Below are 17,251 nucleotides of genomic sequence, written 5' to 3' on the forward strand. Positions count from 1 at the left end.
ACCGAGGGACTAACCACAACATTTCATGAAACTATCATTATTAGATTACTCTATTATTTTCGGTTTTTTTGCCTTAACCTTAATTGTCGGTATTGTTGTTTCCAAGAGATCCGGAAAGAATACCACAGAATACTTTCTGTCGGGCCGAAGCATGCCCTGGTGGCTCCTTGGTTTTTCTATGGTTGCCACGACCTTCTCGACAGATACTCCCAACCTGGTCACAGATTTTGTCCGTTCCGATGGTGTGTCCAAAAACTGGGAATGGTGGGCATTCTTACTCACAGGCCTATCTACGGTATTCATCTACGCTAAATTATGGCGAAAATCCAACGTGCTCACCGATATGGAGTTTTACGAGCTGCGATACGGAGGCAAGCCCGCACGTTTTTTACGCGGGTTCCGGTCCCTTTATCTCGGACTCTTTTTTAACATCATTACCCTGGCCGCAGTGAACCTCGCAGCGATAAAAATAGGAGGCATTATGCTGGGGCTTTCTCCCTTACAAACGGTTCTTATAGGTGGGATCATTACGGTAATATTCAGTGCCATCGGCGGGTTCCGCGGTGTGGTATATACCGATTTTATCCTTTTCTTTACAGCCATTGTAGGGGCCGTAGGTGCAGCGTACTACCTGGTAAACCTGCCGGAAGTTGGAGGTATCTCAAAAATGATAACTCATGAAAATGTAGCTGGAAAGCTGTCTATTTTACCCGACTTCTCAGATACGGAAGCCCTGATCTCCATCCTTATCATACCGCTCGCGGTGCAGTGGTGGAGCTCCTGGTACCCGGGGTCAGAGCCCGGCGGAGGCGGATACATTGCCCAGCGTATGCTGGCTGCAAAAAATGAAAATCACGCCATAGCCTCTACGTTCTTTTTTAATATTCTGCACTACGGCCTGCGCCCCTGGCCCTGGATATTGGTAGCCCTCGCCTCATTGGTGGTCTTTCCGGATATTGCCAGCATACACGAAGCCTTCCCTAATATAGAGGAAAGCAAACTCGGGCACGACCTGGCCTACTCTGCCATGCTTACCAAATTACCCAGCGGACTCCTCGGCCTCGTACTGGCATCGCTAGGAGCGGCCTATATGAGCACCATTTCAACACAGCTCAACTGGGGCTCTTCTTATATTGTCAACGATTTTTACAAACAAACGATACGCAAGAACGCATCAGAAAAAGAATTGGTAAATATCGGCAGGCTCTCCACCGTATTGCTTATGGTAGCCAGTGCAATAATGGCCCTGCTGCTGACCAATGCTGCCCAATTATTTGGTATTCTCCTTATGTTCGGTGCGGGAACGGGACTGGTTTACATCCTGCGCTGGTTCTGGTGGCGCATCAACGCGTGGAGCGAAATATCCGTGATGTTCGCCGCAGCCATCAGCAGCCTTGTACTGACCCTTTCTCCCCTGGGCGATTATCTCTTTGGCTATACAGACACAAGCGGCACAGAGGTGGCTGGCGTATTCCCCGGATGGGCCAACCTCCCCTCCATTGTCCTGGTCACTACCATCGTATGGCTCGTGGTTACGTTTATGACCAAACCGGAGAAAAAGGAAGTTCTCTATGATTTCTATAAAAAGACACAACCCGGCGGACCAGGCTGGAAAAGTATTATTGACCAGGCAAGGGCCGAAAATGTGAATATTGTGGACGGCAAACAAAAGTGGTCCGTCCCCTCAGGCATACTGGCCATGATACTGGGATGTATCCTTGTCTATTGCTGCATGTTCGCCACAGGAAACTGGATATACGGCAATTATCCCCTGGCCATAGGGCTGACCATTGTTATGATTATTTCGGGAATTTTACTGGCCGTGGTCTGGAACCGTATGAAAGACGATATTTTATAAAGTTAGAAGTACGAAGTTAGAGGTACGAAGTTTTTAGCTTTTACTTCTAACTTCGTACTTCTAACTTTTTTTCTGGCCGAAATGTATTAAACCGCCTCCCATGGTATCTTCTCCTGTGGAGGCTTCTTTTTTGGCTTCTGTTTCGACATCAGGTTTTTCGGTATTTTTCTCCCTGGCCTTAAATATTTTTCTCAGCAGTTCCCGGAAGGTGTTAAAATCTACCTGGTAAGACAGACCGGCACCCTGGGTATAACCGATACGGTCGGCCAGCCATTGTTGTATTTCGTTTTCCCGGTTGAATATCCTTGCTCTCAGGGTCCCGTCTTCATTGAGCAGTATCTGTACCTCTACGTCACCGGCCACAGCGGTTTCGGCCACTCCTCCTATCGGCACCCCGATCTTTCCGTTAATAAGTATCCTTTCGCTGATCTGGGTAGATACCGTAACGCCAAACCTGTCCTGGGTCTCAAAATCCAGGTTGGGGTCTCTTGTGCCCAGTTCATAGGAAAGGCCTACATCGAACTTGCCGTCCCCGGAGTTGAGAATATCATTGAGCATACTGAAACCGGATTCGATAAAGTTCCCGGCCACTCCACCCCTGGTTATATTGATCTCATTATTGATAAACGCTCCCTGGGACAGCAGGGAGAGGGCCTGTAATTCCCTTTTGCTCTTATCATCCAGCTTGTACTGCAACTCGGAGTTGATCACAGCATTGGTCCCGGGAAACTGTATATCAAAGTCAATATCCGGTTTCAGGAGTTCGCCGTTAAGTTTTATGATCAGGTCGGTCGCTATCTTGCGGGTCACTGAATTATTGTCCAGCAATACGGCCGGGTTGGCGTTGAGGCTGTACACGGCTTCCAGGTCAACATTGGCCCTGTCGGGGTCACCGTTCCAACTCATAAAGCCCCCGGGTTTTACTTTGAATTTCTTTTCTATGATACCGCCGTATTTAAAATTGTAGTCCCCGCTATACGTGGTAAAGTCTCCCCACATCCGGAATTTTCCGTTGGTGTTGATCTCCATCAGGATGTTTCCTGCCCCCCTGCCCTTCAGCGAACTTCCGAGTTCCTTGTCGATCACGATCTCCACTTCGGCATCGGGGTTGATGTCCAGGTCAAATTCGAGTTCCAGTCCCTTGTAATCCGCCAGGCCCCTCTCATGGGCATCAAAAGAGGCCTCTGCATTCTTGTCTATAAAATTGATAAAAGACGTATCGCCCACCGTTACTTCATTGTCCAGGGGGATCTTCAGTGAGGTCCCTTTTCCCGTAGTGGCGAACATTTTAATGGTCAGTTCATCCGTAAGCCCGTAGATCTGTGCCTCTCCATTGATAAAGCCGGTACCGTAGAAGAGTTCTTCCTCGGTTTCGGGGGTGTTCAGGGCCAGAAAACGTTTTCCCTGTGTGTCCAGGGACATATCGAGATACCAATCTGAAAATCCGGTATGGGTTATTGTGCCGTTAAAGAGGGCCCGGGTCTTGTATTCCGTATCGGTAAGTGTTACATCTTTAAATTGAAATGTCTGCCCGAAAAGGTCTACCGTGGTTTCGGGGTTGAAATCCAGGTTTACATTAAGGTAGGGTATCCGTAGCCCGGCATCCTGCAGTGTAAGCTGCCCGTTAAGGTCCGGTTTGGCAAAGGTTCCGGTAAGTCTCGCCTCTCCGGATATCAGTCCCCGGATGTCGGATATCACGTCTTCACCGAGGAGACTAAAAGCGGCCATATTCAGCTCGTTCAGGGACATTCTCAAATCCAGGGAAGAAGCATCGTTCTCAAAGGCCACGTTCCCCACTATGTCCAGTACTTTTTTACTGTCTTTTTCTATAACAGCGTCGATCCCGTAGCTGGAAAAGTCCTGGCTCCCTACGATCCCCATGTCAAAATTACCGAGATTGGTCTCGTTGACGGTAAAATCATCTATACGCAGATTGGACGAGGGATAATAATTTTTCCTCCGCTGAAGCACATAAAATTCTCCGTTGATCACTCCTTTCAGGTCGAGGTTTTCGACACTCGGGGTCACCTTGTCCAGAGAAACATTCTTAAACTGGACCGAAAGGTCTTTATAAGTGGAGTCTATCAGCTTACCCTGAAGATTGATCTGTTCATCTTCGTAGTTCATCACTACTTCCTCTATGCTGATAGTGTCCAGGGTCTTGTTGAACACCACCCGGTTCTGGTGGTTGTTGTCCTTGTTCAACAGCCATTTATTTCCCTTGAAGCCCACTTCAGATCGCTTGAGGCCTACGACCGATTTGTTGTCCGGCGTTATGGTATGATAAAAATTCAGGTTGTATGCATCCTTAAAACCGTCCCCTCCCTTAAACTCTGTCCGGAAAAAGAGCGTGTCCTTGATCGTGGTATTGATAAGGTTAAAACCGGAAATATCATAGAATCCCGTATTTATTTCCCCGATTTCCACATAAGTATTGAACAGGGGGTTTTTATTGTCGATCTGAAGATCTATTCCTTTCAGGGCATTACCGAACGCGTCGATATCGGGCGACCGGAAATTGAACTTAAAGTCCCCCTCATCCGCAACCATCTCTCCTTTAACATATGTATTCTTACCTATCTTGACCTGGGGAAAGAATACTTCAATGATCTTGCTGTTGATAAAAAAATTGAATTCCACATACTGATCGGGCTGTATTTCGTACGGATTGTAGTTGGCGTAGATGCTCCCCACAGAATTCTGCACTATTTTACCCAGTTCGCGAAAGGAAAAATTACCTTTCATAAACCCGTTGATGATCTCCGGAGAATCGACTGTGATCACCCTTTCTGTAGTGTCTATGACCGATATGATCTTAAAGTCCTCGAAATAATAGTTATCGTTCTGGTTCTTGTAGCTGGTCCGGGCAAAGCTGACCTCCCCTTTAAGGTTATCTACATCATTCCCTGTGATATTCATATTAATATCACCGGAAAAAACAGAAATACTGTCCCTCGACACAAAATGAAGTGCATGAAGGTCGGCATGAGTAATGGATGCACGAAAATCGAACTGATTCTCTTCACGGGCAAAGTCGGCCAGGCCGTCGAAGCTCATCGTAAAATTCTCGTCGTTGGAAACCAGGGAGCCGTCGAACAATTGGTCTTTGACAATACCGGAAACGGTCACATCTTTATAATTGTATCCATTATATACTATGTTGTCTACTGTCCCTCTTATTTCGGTATTGAGCGTTTCTTCGGTGAAACCCTTACCGTCCACATCCAGGCGCAGGGAGGTTTTTCCGAAATTGTCGTCTTCGATAAACTGCCCCAGGTCAAACTCTGTCGTAGTGATAGTCCCGACATAGGAAGCATTGTCTATGTCATTGATTTCCGTGAGTTCCAGGTTGGACACACTGCTTCCCAGATCGGTTTCGAGCTCCAGGTCGGTCCTGATCGCAGTCTCAGTGAGCACCGCCTTTCCGCGTGCACGAAGCTGCCCAAGCCTGGCCAGGGACGACGGGAGCGAATTTCCGAGGATATTGGGCAACAACCCTCTCAACTGATGGTAGTTGGAGGAGAGATACCCGATATTGGCATCCATTTTAAAGGGTATATTCGAAGAGAACAAGCCCTTAAAATTAAAATTACCGCTTATACTGGTATTTTCGGTAGTTACCCTCAGGTTACCGGCATTCAGGTTGTTGAGCACACCGTCCACTTTCGAAGTGAACGTCACCCGTTTACCCCTTCCAAATTCATTATAAAAAGTGTTTATTTCATCAAAGGCAATAGTGGCGTCTTCAAACATACCCTGCACTTTTACCTTGTTCAGAAAATCTGAAAAGTCTTCCCGGTTATAAAAAAAGGACAGGTTGCCCTGTATATTCGATTCAGAGGTTTCAATAGAAAGATCGTCGAAATGCATGGCTTCCAGGCCATATGAAAAGTCTGTTTCCAGCTTTTCTACCTCAATGCCCCTTTCAGCGACAAAACCGAGTTGTCTTATTGCCGCAGTCACTTCGGGGCCTTCTATCTTAAAGTCATGCAGGCTTGCTTTTATCTGTTGGAAATCTAGAATTTCGGGAGTTTCTGTATTTTCGTCTATCAGTTTAAACCGGGCATCTTCCAGGTCGATCCGGGAAGTGGTGAGCAAAAAGGGTTCCGAGCTGGAAGTGGTGTCCGGGCTTTCGAGCTTTTCGACAAACACGTCGAGATTGGTATCTTCCTCGTCTTTGTATGTCTTTAAATTAAAAAGTACTCCTTCCAGGTCTATATCTCCGAAATTCAGTTTTCCGTCTACCATGCTCTTTACATTGCGAACGCTGAGCAGGGAGGTATTGAGCCGCTTTACGGAGATCAGGGTATCTCTGTGATGGTCCGCTATATAGATGCCGCGAAGGCTTACACTGCCAAAAAACGATATATACACCCTCTTAACCTGGATATTGGTACCGAAATCCTCGTTAAGGGCACGGGTTACACGATTGGCAATATTCGTCTGTACCGGGGGCAATGCCAGAAAAATGCTGACCATGACCAGTAACAAAACCAGGATCAAAAAGGTCCTGACCACTATTTTCCTGAGTTTTCTGATACGCCCTTTTTGGATTTACAGGTTATAACTTATCGGTTTGTAATCGGGTTGGTCGGTGGAAACAACAAAACAAATTGCCTACCTTTGCGGAGAACAATTTTTATTCCAAAAGTGTTGATGAAGGAGCAAAAAACATACACCCTCGCCATAGAATCTTCCTGTGATGACACTTCGGCCGCTGTTCTCCTTAACGGGAAAGTCCTGAGCAATGTTGTGGCTACCCAGAAAATCCACGAGGAATACGGCGGTGTTGTTCCGGAACTGGCTTCCAGGGCACACCAGCAAAATATCGTTCCGGTGGTACACATGGCCCTGGACAAAGCAAATATCGGTAAAAAAGAGTTATCTGCCATAGCTTTTACCAGTGGCCCCGGATTATTGGGGTCTCTGCTCGTAGGAACTTCTTTTGCCAAGTCGCTTGCACTGGGGCTGAACATTCCCCTGATCGAGGTCAATCATATGCAGGCACATATCCTGGCCCACTTTATCGAGGAAGAGGGCTATGACAAACCTTCGTTCCCGTTCCTGGCCATGACCATAAGCGGTGGCCATACCCAGATCATCCGGGTTGACCATTATTTTGACATGAGCGTTATAGGTGAGACTATCGACGATGCCGTGGGCGAGGCTTTTGACAAAAGCGCCAAGATACTGGGACTGCCCTACCCCGGCGGACCACTTATCGATAAATACGCCCGGGAAGGAGACCCCAAAGCCTTTAAATTCCCGAAACCCAGGGTAGACGGCCTGGATTTCAGCTTCAGCGGGCTCAAAACCTCCATTCTCTACTTTATACAAAAACACGCAGCCGAAAACCCGGAGTTTATCAAAGAAAACCTGAAAGACATCTGCGCTTCCATCCAATACACCATTGTCAATATCCTGATGGACAAGCTCCGTAAAGCCGTCAAGGAGACCGGAATAAAACAAATTGCCATAGGCGGCGGGGTCTCTGCCAATTCGGGGATACGCGAAGCCCTGAAAGCAGCCGAAAAAAAATATGGCTGGAAGACCTTTATCCCCAAATTTGAATATACGACCGACAATGCCGCCATGATAGGCATTACGGGTTACCTTAAGTACCTGGAAAAAGACTTTTCTGCCCATTCGGTTACGGCCAAGGCGAGGTTTAAGGTTTAAGGTTTGGTCCCTGAGCAAAGCCGAAGGGAAGGTTCAAGGTTCAAGGTTCAAGGTTCAAGGTTCAAGGTTCAAGGTTCAAGGTTTTGGTCCCTGAGAAAGCCGAAGGGAAGGTTTAACAAAATTATCTGGATTCACAATATGATATCTGTTCTCTATTTGTATTTCTTCACAAATTCCGAGGGCGTTAAACCGGTTTTCTGCTTGAACAGGCGGGAAAAATAAGCGTAGTCCTCATAGCCGAGTTGTCTTGCAATATCAGAAAAGGCATTTGGCGAATGTACCAGCAAGCGTTTGGCTTCCAGCATCACCCGCTCGATGATAAGGTCGGAAGTGGTTTTTTGAAGTGAAGTTTTGACCATGCGATTAAGGTGCTTGGGACTAACATGCATCATCTCCGCATAGGCCGAAGCTAATTTTTCTGTGGTATAATGCCTTTCGATCAACTTCTCCAGTTGCCTTATTTTTCGTGTATAGGCTACGGGAACGGCCGTTTTTTCCGCACCACTTTGAAGGTACAGACGGCTCAGATCTATATATAACAGGTCCAGCAGGCTTACTATTCGCTGCATCTTGCGCAGGTTCTCCTCCCGGTATTCGGACAAGATCTCTTCGAAATAACGGGTCATTTCAGAGGTTTCGGCAGTGTTCAGCAGCAGGTATGGCGGGTTCTGCGTCGAAAAATAGAAGGGAAAATTGTTTACGGGCCGGTTGATATAGTGCATTTCGTAAAATTCCTGGGTATGGAAGAGTACATAACCATCGGTATCTTCTGTAAATTGCCAGTGGTGGACCTGCCCCGGATACATCAAAAAAACACTGCCGGGTTTGATCTCATACGAATTAAAATCAATTTCATGGGTGCCCCTCCCCTGCGTAAAGAGCACGACGACAAAAAAGTTGTGTTTGTGAGGGATGGTAATGGTTTTGTGAAAATTGTCTGAATGCCTGCGAAAAGTGTCTATATAGAAATAGGGGTAGGACTTCTCCTGTTCGAATTCGCCGATATGTAATACCTGGATATTTTTCATCTCCTTTATCGTGTCTCAAAAGTACAAATTAAAGCGAGAAAAGTGTAATGGTGTTTTTTTATTTTCTTCTCAAATTTGTACCGTAAAAACATTGCAACTCATGACAGATCTCATCAACCTTATTCGGGGAAAATGTCCAAATTGTGAAAAGGGGAATATTTTTTCTTCCAGGGGAAACGTTTTTCTTTTCCGCATGCCCAGAATGCATCGCAAATGCGAAAACTGCGGGTATAATTTTGTGCAGGAACCCGGGTATTTTTTCGGTGCCATGTATGTGAGTTATGTGCTCACCATAGCCGAAATGATAGCTATCATGGTTATCGTTAAGTTTATGCTGGGACTGGGAAATCTTTATGTGTTCTTTATCGTTGCAGTAGTAGCCGTGGCACTCAGCACCTTTAATTTCCGCATGTCCCGTACGATCTGGATGTATATATTCCGGAAAAAGAAGGCCCCGGAACAGACCTAAGTCGAACCCTGTTAAAAAATTCATCAATATGCCTGTAACTGTAAAATATATTGTCCTGACCGAAGATCACGCCCACTGGATCATTGACAACACCAAGGCGCAATACCGAAGGCTGTTTGAAGATCATCCGGAATATGCAGCGATCAAGGCTCATATCGACAACACGTATGTACTGGAACCCCTTGTAAAAAGCCATAACGATTTCTCCAAACAGATGCTGATGGCCTTTGAGGATGCCACTCCCCTTGCTTCGGCAGAACTGCTTTCTTCCCTGCCTGACGAAAAAAAGCCGGAAGGAAGCTCAAAGCCGCTTCTCTTTCACAAGATCGTTCACAATTCCACGGAAAAAGGACTGCCTGAACTCCTGCATCGGGCAGAAGAGATCGCCAGGCAGCGGAAACACGATGCTTTGGTGGTAAAACTATGGGACATAGAGAAAAACCATCAAAAAACAATCCTCGATGCCGGGTTTGAAACACTCGGAACAGAAACCGTAACCATGGGAGGAGCCACCGTAGAACAGTTGTCATTCCAAAAGAAGGTCGGGTAGTTAAACAAAAGTAAAATTATTTATATTCCCCAAAAAACCAACACCAACTATTGCTTCTGAATTGTCAATGGCATGCTGGTTACTTGAAACAATTATTTATATATTCGCACAAACCAGCAGAGTTTGTGCCCATGAACCTATTTTACAGTCCGGACATCAGCGAGGAAGAATCCCGGTTTGTCTTTGACCGGGAAGAAAGCCGGCATATCGCAAAGGTATTGCGAAAAAAGGAAGGAGACCACATACACCTTACCAATGGCAAAGGGTGGATATTCGAGGCGGAGATCATCCTGGCCGACATCAAGCACTGTACTGCCCGTATCACCGGAAAAACACAACAGCCTCCACGAACATATGGCCTGCACCTTGCCGTGGCCCCTACCAAAATGAACGACCGTTACGAATGGTTCCTTGAAAAAGCCACGGAAATAGGTATTGACGAGATCACCCCGGTGATCTGTGACCATTCCGAAAGGACAAAAATAAAACCCGAAAGACTGGAAAGAATCATACAATCGGCCATGAAACAATCCCTCTCGGCCTATCTGCCCAAAGTGAACCCGGCCATGCCGCTGCACAAATTTCTGCAACGGCAAACAGAAGGCCAGGTTTTTATAGCGCATTGCGAAGAAGAAGAACGGTTTCTCCTCAAACAAAAGATAACCCCCGGGCAAAACATCACAGTTCTTATAGGCCCGGAAGGCGATTTTTCCGGAAAAGAGATCGCCCTGGCCAAAGACAAAGGATATATTCCCGTATCTTTGGGGAATACCCGGTTGAGGACAGAGACAGCGGCCATAGTTGCCTGCCATACGGTTGCGCTGATGAACCAGAAAATATAATCCCTGTAAAGATGCGCAGCCTGCCCCGATTTTTCGGGGGCCATGCGTTTCTATCGGGTATGGTGTTATATTACGAAAAACAAACAGCAGAATCATTCATCATATAATGCGTAAGATCATATTCATCCCTATTTTTTTCCTGAGCAGTTTCCTACACGCCCAGGAGGTCGCCCTATTGAAATATGGCGGCGGGGGCGACTGGTATGCCAATCCTACTGCCCTGCCCAACCTCATCGCGTTCTGCAATAGTGAACTGGGCACGGGTATCAGCAAAAACTTTCAAACGGTGGAAGCCGGCAGCATGGATATTTTCCAGTATCCCTTTCTCCACATGACCGGGCATGGCAACGTCTTTTTCACCCGGGAGGAGGCAGAAAACCTCCACACTTACCTTCTTTCCGGCGGTTTTCTGCATATCGACGACAATTACGGAATGAAGCCTTACCTGGAAAAAGAACTCCTCAAGATCTTCCCGGATAAAGAATGGGAGGAACTTCCTGCCAATCACCCTATATTCCACCAAAAATTCCGGTTTCCAAACGGACTCCCTAAAATACACGAGCACGACAACAAGCCCCCTCAGGCTTTCGGGTATTTCCACGAGGGAAGACTGATACTCCTCTTTACCCACGAAACCGACCTGGGCGACGGCTGGGAAGACCCCGAAGTACATAATGATCCCGAGGAAATCCGGCAAAAAGCCCTGAGAATGGGTGCCAATATTATCCAGTTTGTCTTTGAGAATTGATCTTCCGGTTGCCGGTTACGGGTTACGGGTTTAAAATTCAACTGGCAACTGGCAACCGGCACCTGTCATTTTAACAAAACCAGTGCCCCAAAAATACTACGATTGCTTACTTTTGCCCTGTGAAACACAGCTTTCTCATACTGGCCCTTGTGATCTGCTTCAGACCTGCATTTCCTTTCCTGGAATATGCAGCTAACTACGATTATATCAGCAAGGTGCTCTGTATAAACAAAGACAGGCCGGAAGTGCATTGTTACGGCAAATGTTACCTGATGAAAGCCGTAAAGAAAGAGAGCCAAAACGACCACGGAGACAAGCCCGCCACAAAATTCGAATACCAGTTACTCTATGTCCATGACAGGGAAGAGCCTACCCCGGTTCATTTCAGTTATGTCCATACGATCCACACGCCTTATCCTCCGGAAAATTACACTTCCCGCTTCGGGAAAAGCCCGCTTAAACCTCCGATCGTATTGCTTTAAATTACCGGTTTTCCTTGTTTCTCTTTCTGGCCTTCAGAAAGACTGCCTTATAATTATATTCAAAACCAAAAATAATTTTTGCAATGAAATTTTTCAATAGCCCTGTAATACTGATCGCAATATTTACCGTAACCACTGCGTGTACCACAAAACCATCTAAAGAAGCCCGGGAGTTCCAAACCCTGTTTGACGAGGTGATCGTTATCCATGACGAAGTTATGCCCCAAATGGGCAAACTGAACACGCTGGGACAACAACTGAAAAAAGAAGCAGACACTACAACCGCTGCTTATACCGAAGCCGCGGAAGGCCTCAAAAAATCTCACAAGGTCATGATGGACTGGATGAAAGACTTCAGCGAAAAATTCCCTTATGACGATGCGCCCCTGAAGGACAAGACCCCGGAGGAGATCACTCAAAAGATCGCCCTTCTAAAGTCTGAAAAAGAAGAAATGAGCGAACTCAGGGATCTCGTCAACCAGAGCATCGAAAAGGCCGAAAGGCTTCTGGAAAAGAAATAGCTTATAAAACCATAGTCACCAAAAACACACAAAGCACATAAGCAGGAACAATAGCTCTGTTCGTTTCTGCTTATGTGCTTTGCAATGCTGTTATTTCGGTATATTTCTATTATTTGTCTTTTATCATCACAGCCTCTTCCCCTACCTTATTGCTCTCCGGAAGCAGCACGTCTACCTCTACCTGATTCCTGACCAGGTCTTCAAAGGTTTCCCTTTTTCGTATGAGGTGAGCTTCGCCTTTATACCACAACACCTCGGCAGGCCTGAAGCGCGAATTATAATTGCTCGCCATGGTAAAGCAATAGGCCCCGGCATTCTTAAAGCACAGGATATCCCCTTCGGTGATCTGGGCGATCCGGCGGTTGTTGGCAAAGGTATCTGTCTCACAGATATATCCTACTACCGAATAAAAACGGTCCCTGCCACCGGGGTTGGAAATATTGACGATCTCGTGCTGTGCCCCGTAGAGCATAGGCCGGATCAAATGGTTGAATCCGGTATCCACTCCCGCAAAAACCGTGGAAGTGGTTTGTTTCACCACGTTGACCTCGGCCAGGAAATACCCCGCTTCACTGACCAGGAATTTACCGGGCTCGAAGGCAAGGGCCAGGTCTTTGCCATATTCCTTGCAGAAGTCGTTAAACCTTTTGGTGAGCTTTTTACCCAGTTCTTCAATATTGGTCTCGATATCCCCTTCTTTGTAGGGCACCTTGAACCCGCTTCCGAAATCGATAAAATCGAGGTCTTTAAACTGTTTTGCAGTTTCAAAGAGAATTTCCGAAGCGTAGAGGAACACCTCTATATCCAGAATATCGCTCCCGGTATGCATATGGATACCGTTAATGTGCATATTCGTGTTTTCGGCAATACGCAGAAGATGCGGTATCTGGTGTATACTTATCCCGAACTTGGAATCGATATGCCCTACGGAAATATTTGTATTCCCTCCGGCCATCACATGAGGATTGATACGGATACACACAGGAATATCGGGATGTTTGGTACCGAATTGTTCCAGTATGGAAAGATTGTCTATATTGATCTGCACGCCCAGTGCAGCCACCTCCTCGATCTCCTCGAGAGAAACCCCGTTGGGCGTAAAAATAATGTCTTCCGGCTTAAACCCGGCCTGCAATCCCAACTGTACTTCCTGCACGGAAACCGTATCCAGGCCGCTCCCAAGATTGTTCAGCAGCTTTAAAACGGAAATATTGGAAAGTGCCTTGGCTGCATAATTCACTCTCAGGTTTTTCACCTTGCCGAAAGCCCCGGTCAGTCTCTGGTATTGCGATATGATCTTTTCTGCATCATATACGTAGACCGGATTTCCAAACTCACGGGCTATATGCAATAAGTCTTGATTGTTCATATCTAAAAAATAGTGTTAGTGTCTTGTTTCGTCTGTTTAAGCCCACAAATATAAGGCATTAGACCTGTTCCCGGGAAAAAATAGCAATCAAAAACATAAAAAACGAACATTTTGTTAAAAAACAAACAACTCATTTTATAAGACCATCCTTTTAAAAACCCGTTTTTTACATCTGGAACATTCACTTCTGAAGATCAATATTTTATCTTCCGAAAGACAAAATACAGCAATTTTTGCGTCAATTCAAAAAAATACATTTAAGCTGGCGTAATTATACCAGGTTTCCTATTTTTGTCACTCGTTAAAAAGTTAGAAGTCGGAAGTCAGAAATCGGAAGTAGAATTGATCTGCCTACAAAACTTCGGACTCCGGACATCGGATTCAGACCCAAAAAACAAACATATTTGAAGTTATGAATTTACACGAATATCAGGGAAAAGAAATATTAGCCAGTTTCGGCGTCAGGGTACAACGGGGCATTGTGGCCCACAACCCGCAGGAAGCCGTTACTGCTGCCAAGCAGCTCACTCAGGAAACAGGAACCGGATGGCACGTTATCAAGGCCCAGGTACATGCAGGAGGCCGTGGTAAGGGTGGCGGTGTAAAACTGGCCAAGGACCTGAAACAGGTAGAAGAACTGGCAGAACAGATCATAGGGATGAACCTGGTCACCCCCCAGACGTCTGCCGAAGGAAAAAAAGTACATCAGGTATTGGTTGCAGAAGATGTGTACTACCCGGGAGACAGTGAAACTTCTGAGTTCTATATGTCAGTACTCCTCGACCGTGCCAAGGGAAAGAACATGATCATGTACTCTACCGAAGGAGGGATGGACATTGAGCAGGTGGCCGAAAAGACACCTCACCTCATCTTTACGGAAGAGGTCGACCCATCGGTAGGCATACTGCCTTTCCAGGCCAGAAGAGTAGCTTTTAACCTCGGACTTAGCGGAAACGCCTTTAAGGAAATGGTAAAATTCGTAAGCGCGCTCTATACTGCTTACACCAAATCCGATGCTTCCCTGTTTGAGATCAACCCGGTATTAAAGACCTCCGACGATAAGATCATGGCTGTCGATGCCAAGGTTACCCTGGACGACAACGCCCTGTTCCGTCATAAAAATTACGCGGAAATGCGCGACCTCCGCGAAGAAAACCCCATCGAAGTGGAAGCCAAGGCCGTAGGGCTGAACTACGTGGACCTGGACGGTAACGTAGGATGTATGGTAAACGGCGCCGGATTGGCCATGGCCACGATGGACCTGATCAAACAGGCCGGTGGGGAGCCTGCTAACTTCCTCGATGTTGGAGGTACTGCAGATGCCAAACGCGTGGAAACTGCTTTCCGTATTATCCTGAAAGACCCGAACGTAAAAGCCATCCTGATCAACATCTTCGGTGGTATTGTTCGTTGCGACCGTGTGGCCCAGGGTATCGTAGATGCCTATAAGAACATGGGAGATGCCATCCAGGTGCCGATCATCGTTCGCCTTCAGGGGACCAATGCAGAGATCGCCAAGGAACTTATCGACAATTCCGGACTGGCCGTACACTCTGCCGTACAGTTCCAGGAAGCTGCCGACAAGGTTAAAGAAGTATTGAACTAAGCCTCTTCAGGTCATAAAATAAATTCGGACTCCCGGGAAAATAATTTCCGGGAGTTTTTGTTTTACATATATAGATCATGTGCCAATTTAACTACATCAACCTAATCTCAAAAGAGAAAAATTTAAATCATTTTAAAACAACCTATCGCAATTCCAACCTTCCATGAACACCAAAAAAGAAAAACTGAGCCTGCTCGCGGATATGATCGCCCTGGCCAGGACCGATGGTGACATCAAAGACATCGAATACCGTTTTCTCCTTACCGTAGCCGAACAGTTGGGCATAGCAAAAAAGACCCTTGACAGCCTCTTCACCCAAAAAGTAGAACAGGTGCCCCTGAAACCCGAGTCCGAACGCATTTTACAGTTTCACCGGTTGGTTCTGCTCATGAATGTAGACCAGTCGTCCAGCCCAGGTGAGATTGACAAGATCAAGGACCTCGGCATCCATATGGGGCTTAATCCCCAGGCTACGGACAAAATACTGGAAATTATGCACCGGTACCCGAACAAGGTAGTCCCTCCGGATGTACTTATCCGGATCTTTAAAACACACTACAATTGATTCGAAACTGACATTATGACACTAAAATTTGATACATCTATGTCATAATGTCCTGAAATCAGGATTGGAACTGCATTTGCTATTTACCGGTTGAAACAACAAATAAAAAGTGTCGAACCTTAAAAAAACAATAGCATTATGAAACTGGTAAAAAGAAATAACGATGTTTGGTTCCCTTCTTTCTTCGACGAATTCCTCAAGCCTGACTGGCTAGGCGGAATACAAAATTTCAATTCACATGTTCCGGCCGTGAACATCAGGGAAACCGATAAAGATTTTGTCCTGGAATTAGTAGTTCCGGGCAAGAGCAAGGAAGATTTCAACATTGAAGTGGACGACAAGGTACTGACCGTTTCTTCCGAACACAAAGAAGAAAAGAAAGATGAAAATGACAAATACACCCGCAGGGAGTTCAGTCACTTCGCTTTTCAAAGGTCATTCAACCTGCCGGACAGTGTAAACGAAGAAGACATCAACGCTGCTTACGAGAACGGAATACTTAAACTCACCCTTCCGAAGCGCGACGAAGCATTGCCCAAACCCAAAAAAGTCATCGAGATTTCATAACTTTAATTGAGTTGGTTAGTTAATTGGTTTTTAGATCCCCTGCCGCTTATTTCCGGCAGGGGATTTTTTTATTAAGCTAAACTCATTATTAACGTGAATAATGCTTAAACTCTCTGGATCAAAAACATTTAAAAATTACAACCTTTATTTGAGATTTAAAAAAGGCTCCCCTCTTCAGATGAAGGGAGGTGGTCCCGATTTCAATCGGGATCGGAGGGTTTGAAGGCCCAAGCCATTGGATAAATACAAAAGTTGGGGATATACCCAGGATTTGGGCCTTCAAACTCCCCGTCCCGCAAGCGAGACACCCCTCTTCATCTGAAGAGGGGAGCCTTTTTTCTTATCCATTATTCACATTATTATCAACAAAATTCCAGTATTCGTTTATTTTCGTCCCGGAGGATATTTACCGAACACTTTTTGCACCACTTTACGGTACATCTGTTCCCTGGCTTCCGGGCTGGAATTGTTACCTATTTTGGCTTCATAGACGCCTTGCCAGAAAAGGTCGTCCTTTTGAGCGTCGATAAGATCGAAAGTGATTTCCTGGGTCGTAGAGTTTGAACGGATGGGAATACCTCCCGAAATACCAAAACCTCCACGCCTTCCACCACTTCCTATACCAATCCCTACGGAACTGTTATACGGGGTTTCGTATTGCCTGGTAAAAATATTGATATACATATCCGGATTGTCCGACCGTACAAAGCCCCTGCTTCTGAGCAATGCTTCGGTTTGGGCAATAATACGTTTTTCATCGAGCTGGTTCAGCCCGGAGTTCATTTCCGGATAAAAGCTAAACGTTTTATAAGCCGAAAAATCCGCGCCCCGGTCGTAATCGATCCTTGCCGTAGAACAAGCTACAAACAGAACAGACAAAAAGAAGATCTTAAGAAATCGCATAACACATCGCTTTTCTCAAAATTACGGAAAAATTGCCACTTTCACCTCCGGAAAATATAAGTTG

Annotated in this window: 15 protein-coding genes; 11 read left to right on the plus strand and 4 right to left on the minus strand. The window is 46.0% G+C overall.

The features are described 5' to 3' along the window. The first annotated feature begins 25 nt into the window (after positions 1–25). Complete coding sequence (locus KN811_RS08000) at positions 26–1,858, plus strand: sodium:solute symporter family protein (RefSeq protein ID WP_187964661.1); 1,833 nt, start codon at positions 26–28, stop codon at positions 1,856–1,858. A gap of 60 nt (positions 1,859–1,918) precedes the next feature. Here the strand turns inward: KN811_RS08000 and KN811_RS08005 are convergent, their stop codons facing one another. Further along, positions 1,919–6,412 carry a translocation/assembly module TamB domain-containing protein gene (locus KN811_RS08005; protein WP_486669425.1) on the minus strand — a complete coding sequence of 1,498 codons (4,494 nt, stop codon included), beginning with the start codon at positions 6,410–6,412 and terminating at the stop codon, positions 1,919–1,921. Between the two features lie 102 nt (positions 6,413–6,514). Here KN811_RS08005 and tsaD point away from each other — a divergent pair, with 102 nt between their 5' ends. Next, positions 6,515–7,537, plus strand: a complete 1,023-nt coding sequence (gene tsaD / locus KN811_RS08010; RefSeq protein WP_187964660.1) for a tRNA (adenosine(37)-N6)-threonylcarbamoyltransferase complex transferase subunit TsaD — start codon at positions 6,515–6,517, stop codon at positions 7,535–7,537. Between the two features lie 152 nt (positions 7,538–7,689). Here the strand turns inward: tsaD and KN811_RS08015 are convergent, their stop codons facing one another. After that, complete coding sequence (locus KN811_RS08015) at positions 7,690–8,565, minus strand: AraC family transcriptional regulator (protein ID WP_187964659.1); 876 nt, start codon at positions 8,563–8,565, stop codon at positions 7,690–7,692. Positions 8,566–8,665: 100 nt separating this feature from the next. Here KN811_RS08015 and KN811_RS08020 point away from each other — a divergent pair, with 100 nt between their 5' ends. The 6 genes from KN811_RS08020 to KN811_RS08045 all read left to right on the plus strand — a co-directional run bounded on the left by KN811_RS08020 (position 8,666) and on the right by KN811_RS08045 (position 12,177). Further along, positions 8,666–9,034: a DUF983 domain-containing protein gene (locus KN811_RS08020; protein WP_187964658.1), complete on the plus strand. Its 369-nt coding sequence runs from the start codon at positions 8,666–8,668 to the stop codon at positions 9,032–9,034. A 28-nt stretch (positions 9,035–9,062) separates the two neighbouring features. Further along, entirely contained in the window at positions 9,063–9,584 is a 522-nt protein-coding gene (locus KN811_RS08025; protein WP_187964657.1) for a hypothetical protein, read from the plus strand. 131 nt (positions 9,585–9,715) lie between these two features. Continuing rightward, the gene (locus KN811_RS08030) at positions 9,716–10,426 is read left to right on the plus strand and encodes a 16S rRNA (uracil(1498)-N(3))-methyltransferase (protein ID WP_187964656.1); all 711 of its coding nucleotides are present in this window, start codon (positions 9,716–9,718) and stop codon (positions 10,424–10,426) included. A 106-nt stretch (positions 10,427–10,532) separates the two neighbouring features. Further along, on the plus strand, positions 10,533–11,174 hold the full coding sequence (locus tag KN811_RS08035; RefSeq protein ID WP_187964655.1) for a DUF4159 domain-containing protein: 642 nt from the start codon (positions 10,533–10,535) through the stop codon (positions 11,172–11,174). Between the two features lie 119 nt (positions 11,175–11,293). Continuing rightward, positions 11,294–11,656: a hypothetical protein gene (locus KN811_RS08040; protein WP_187964654.1), complete on the plus strand. Its 363-nt coding sequence runs from the start codon at positions 11,294–11,296 to the stop codon at positions 11,654–11,656. 83 nt (positions 11,657–11,739) lie between these two features. Next, positions 11,740–12,177 (plus strand): hypothetical protein, encoded by a 438-nt coding sequence (locus tag KN811_RS08045; protein WP_187964653.1) that lies wholly within the window; start codon positions 11,740–11,742, stop codon positions 12,175–12,177. A 109-nt stretch (positions 12,178–12,286) separates the two neighbouring features. Here the strand turns inward: KN811_RS08045 and lysA are convergent, their stop codons facing one another. Then, positions 12,287–13,546, minus strand: a complete 1,260-nt coding sequence (gene lysA, locus KN811_RS08050) for a diaminopimelate decarboxylase (protein WP_187964652.1) — start codon at positions 13,544–13,546, stop codon at positions 12,287–12,289. A gap of 412 nt (positions 13,547–13,958) precedes the next feature. On the opposite strand from lysA, the gene sucC reads away from it, so the two are divergent. From sucC to KN811_RS08065, 3 genes are all read left to right on the plus strand, one after another. Next, the gene (gene sucC, locus KN811_RS08055) at positions 13,959–15,152 is read left to right on the plus strand and encodes an ADP-forming succinate--CoA ligase subunit beta (RefSeq protein ID WP_187964651.1); all 1,194 of its coding nucleotides are present in this window, start codon (positions 13,959–13,961) and stop codon (positions 15,150–15,152) included. Between the two features lie 163 nt (positions 15,153–15,315). Continuing rightward, positions 15,316–15,717, plus strand: coding sequence for a TerB family tellurite resistance protein (locus KN811_RS08060; protein WP_187964650.1), 402 nt, complete (start codon positions 15,316–15,318; stop codon positions 15,715–15,717). Positions 15,718–15,855: 138 nt separating this feature from the next. After that, positions 15,856–16,284: an Hsp20/alpha crystallin family protein gene (locus KN811_RS08065; RefSeq protein ID WP_187964649.1), complete on the plus strand. Its 429-nt coding sequence runs from the start codon at positions 15,856–15,858 to the stop codon at positions 16,282–16,284. A 384-nt stretch (positions 16,285–16,668) separates the two neighbouring features. Here KN811_RS08065 and KN811_RS08070 read toward each other — a convergent pair whose 3' ends face one another. Then, on the minus strand, positions 16,669–17,187 hold the full coding sequence (locus tag KN811_RS08070; RefSeq protein WP_187964648.1) for a DUF4136 domain-containing protein: 519 nt from the start codon (positions 17,185–17,187) through the stop codon (positions 16,669–16,671). Positions 17,188–17,251: the final 64 nt, after the last annotated feature.

This window comes from Sinomicrobium weinanense, assembly GCF_018863395.1.
Lineage (GTDB): Bacteria > Bacteroidota > Bacteroidia > Flavobacteriales > Flavobacteriaceae > Sinomicrobium > Sinomicrobium weinanense.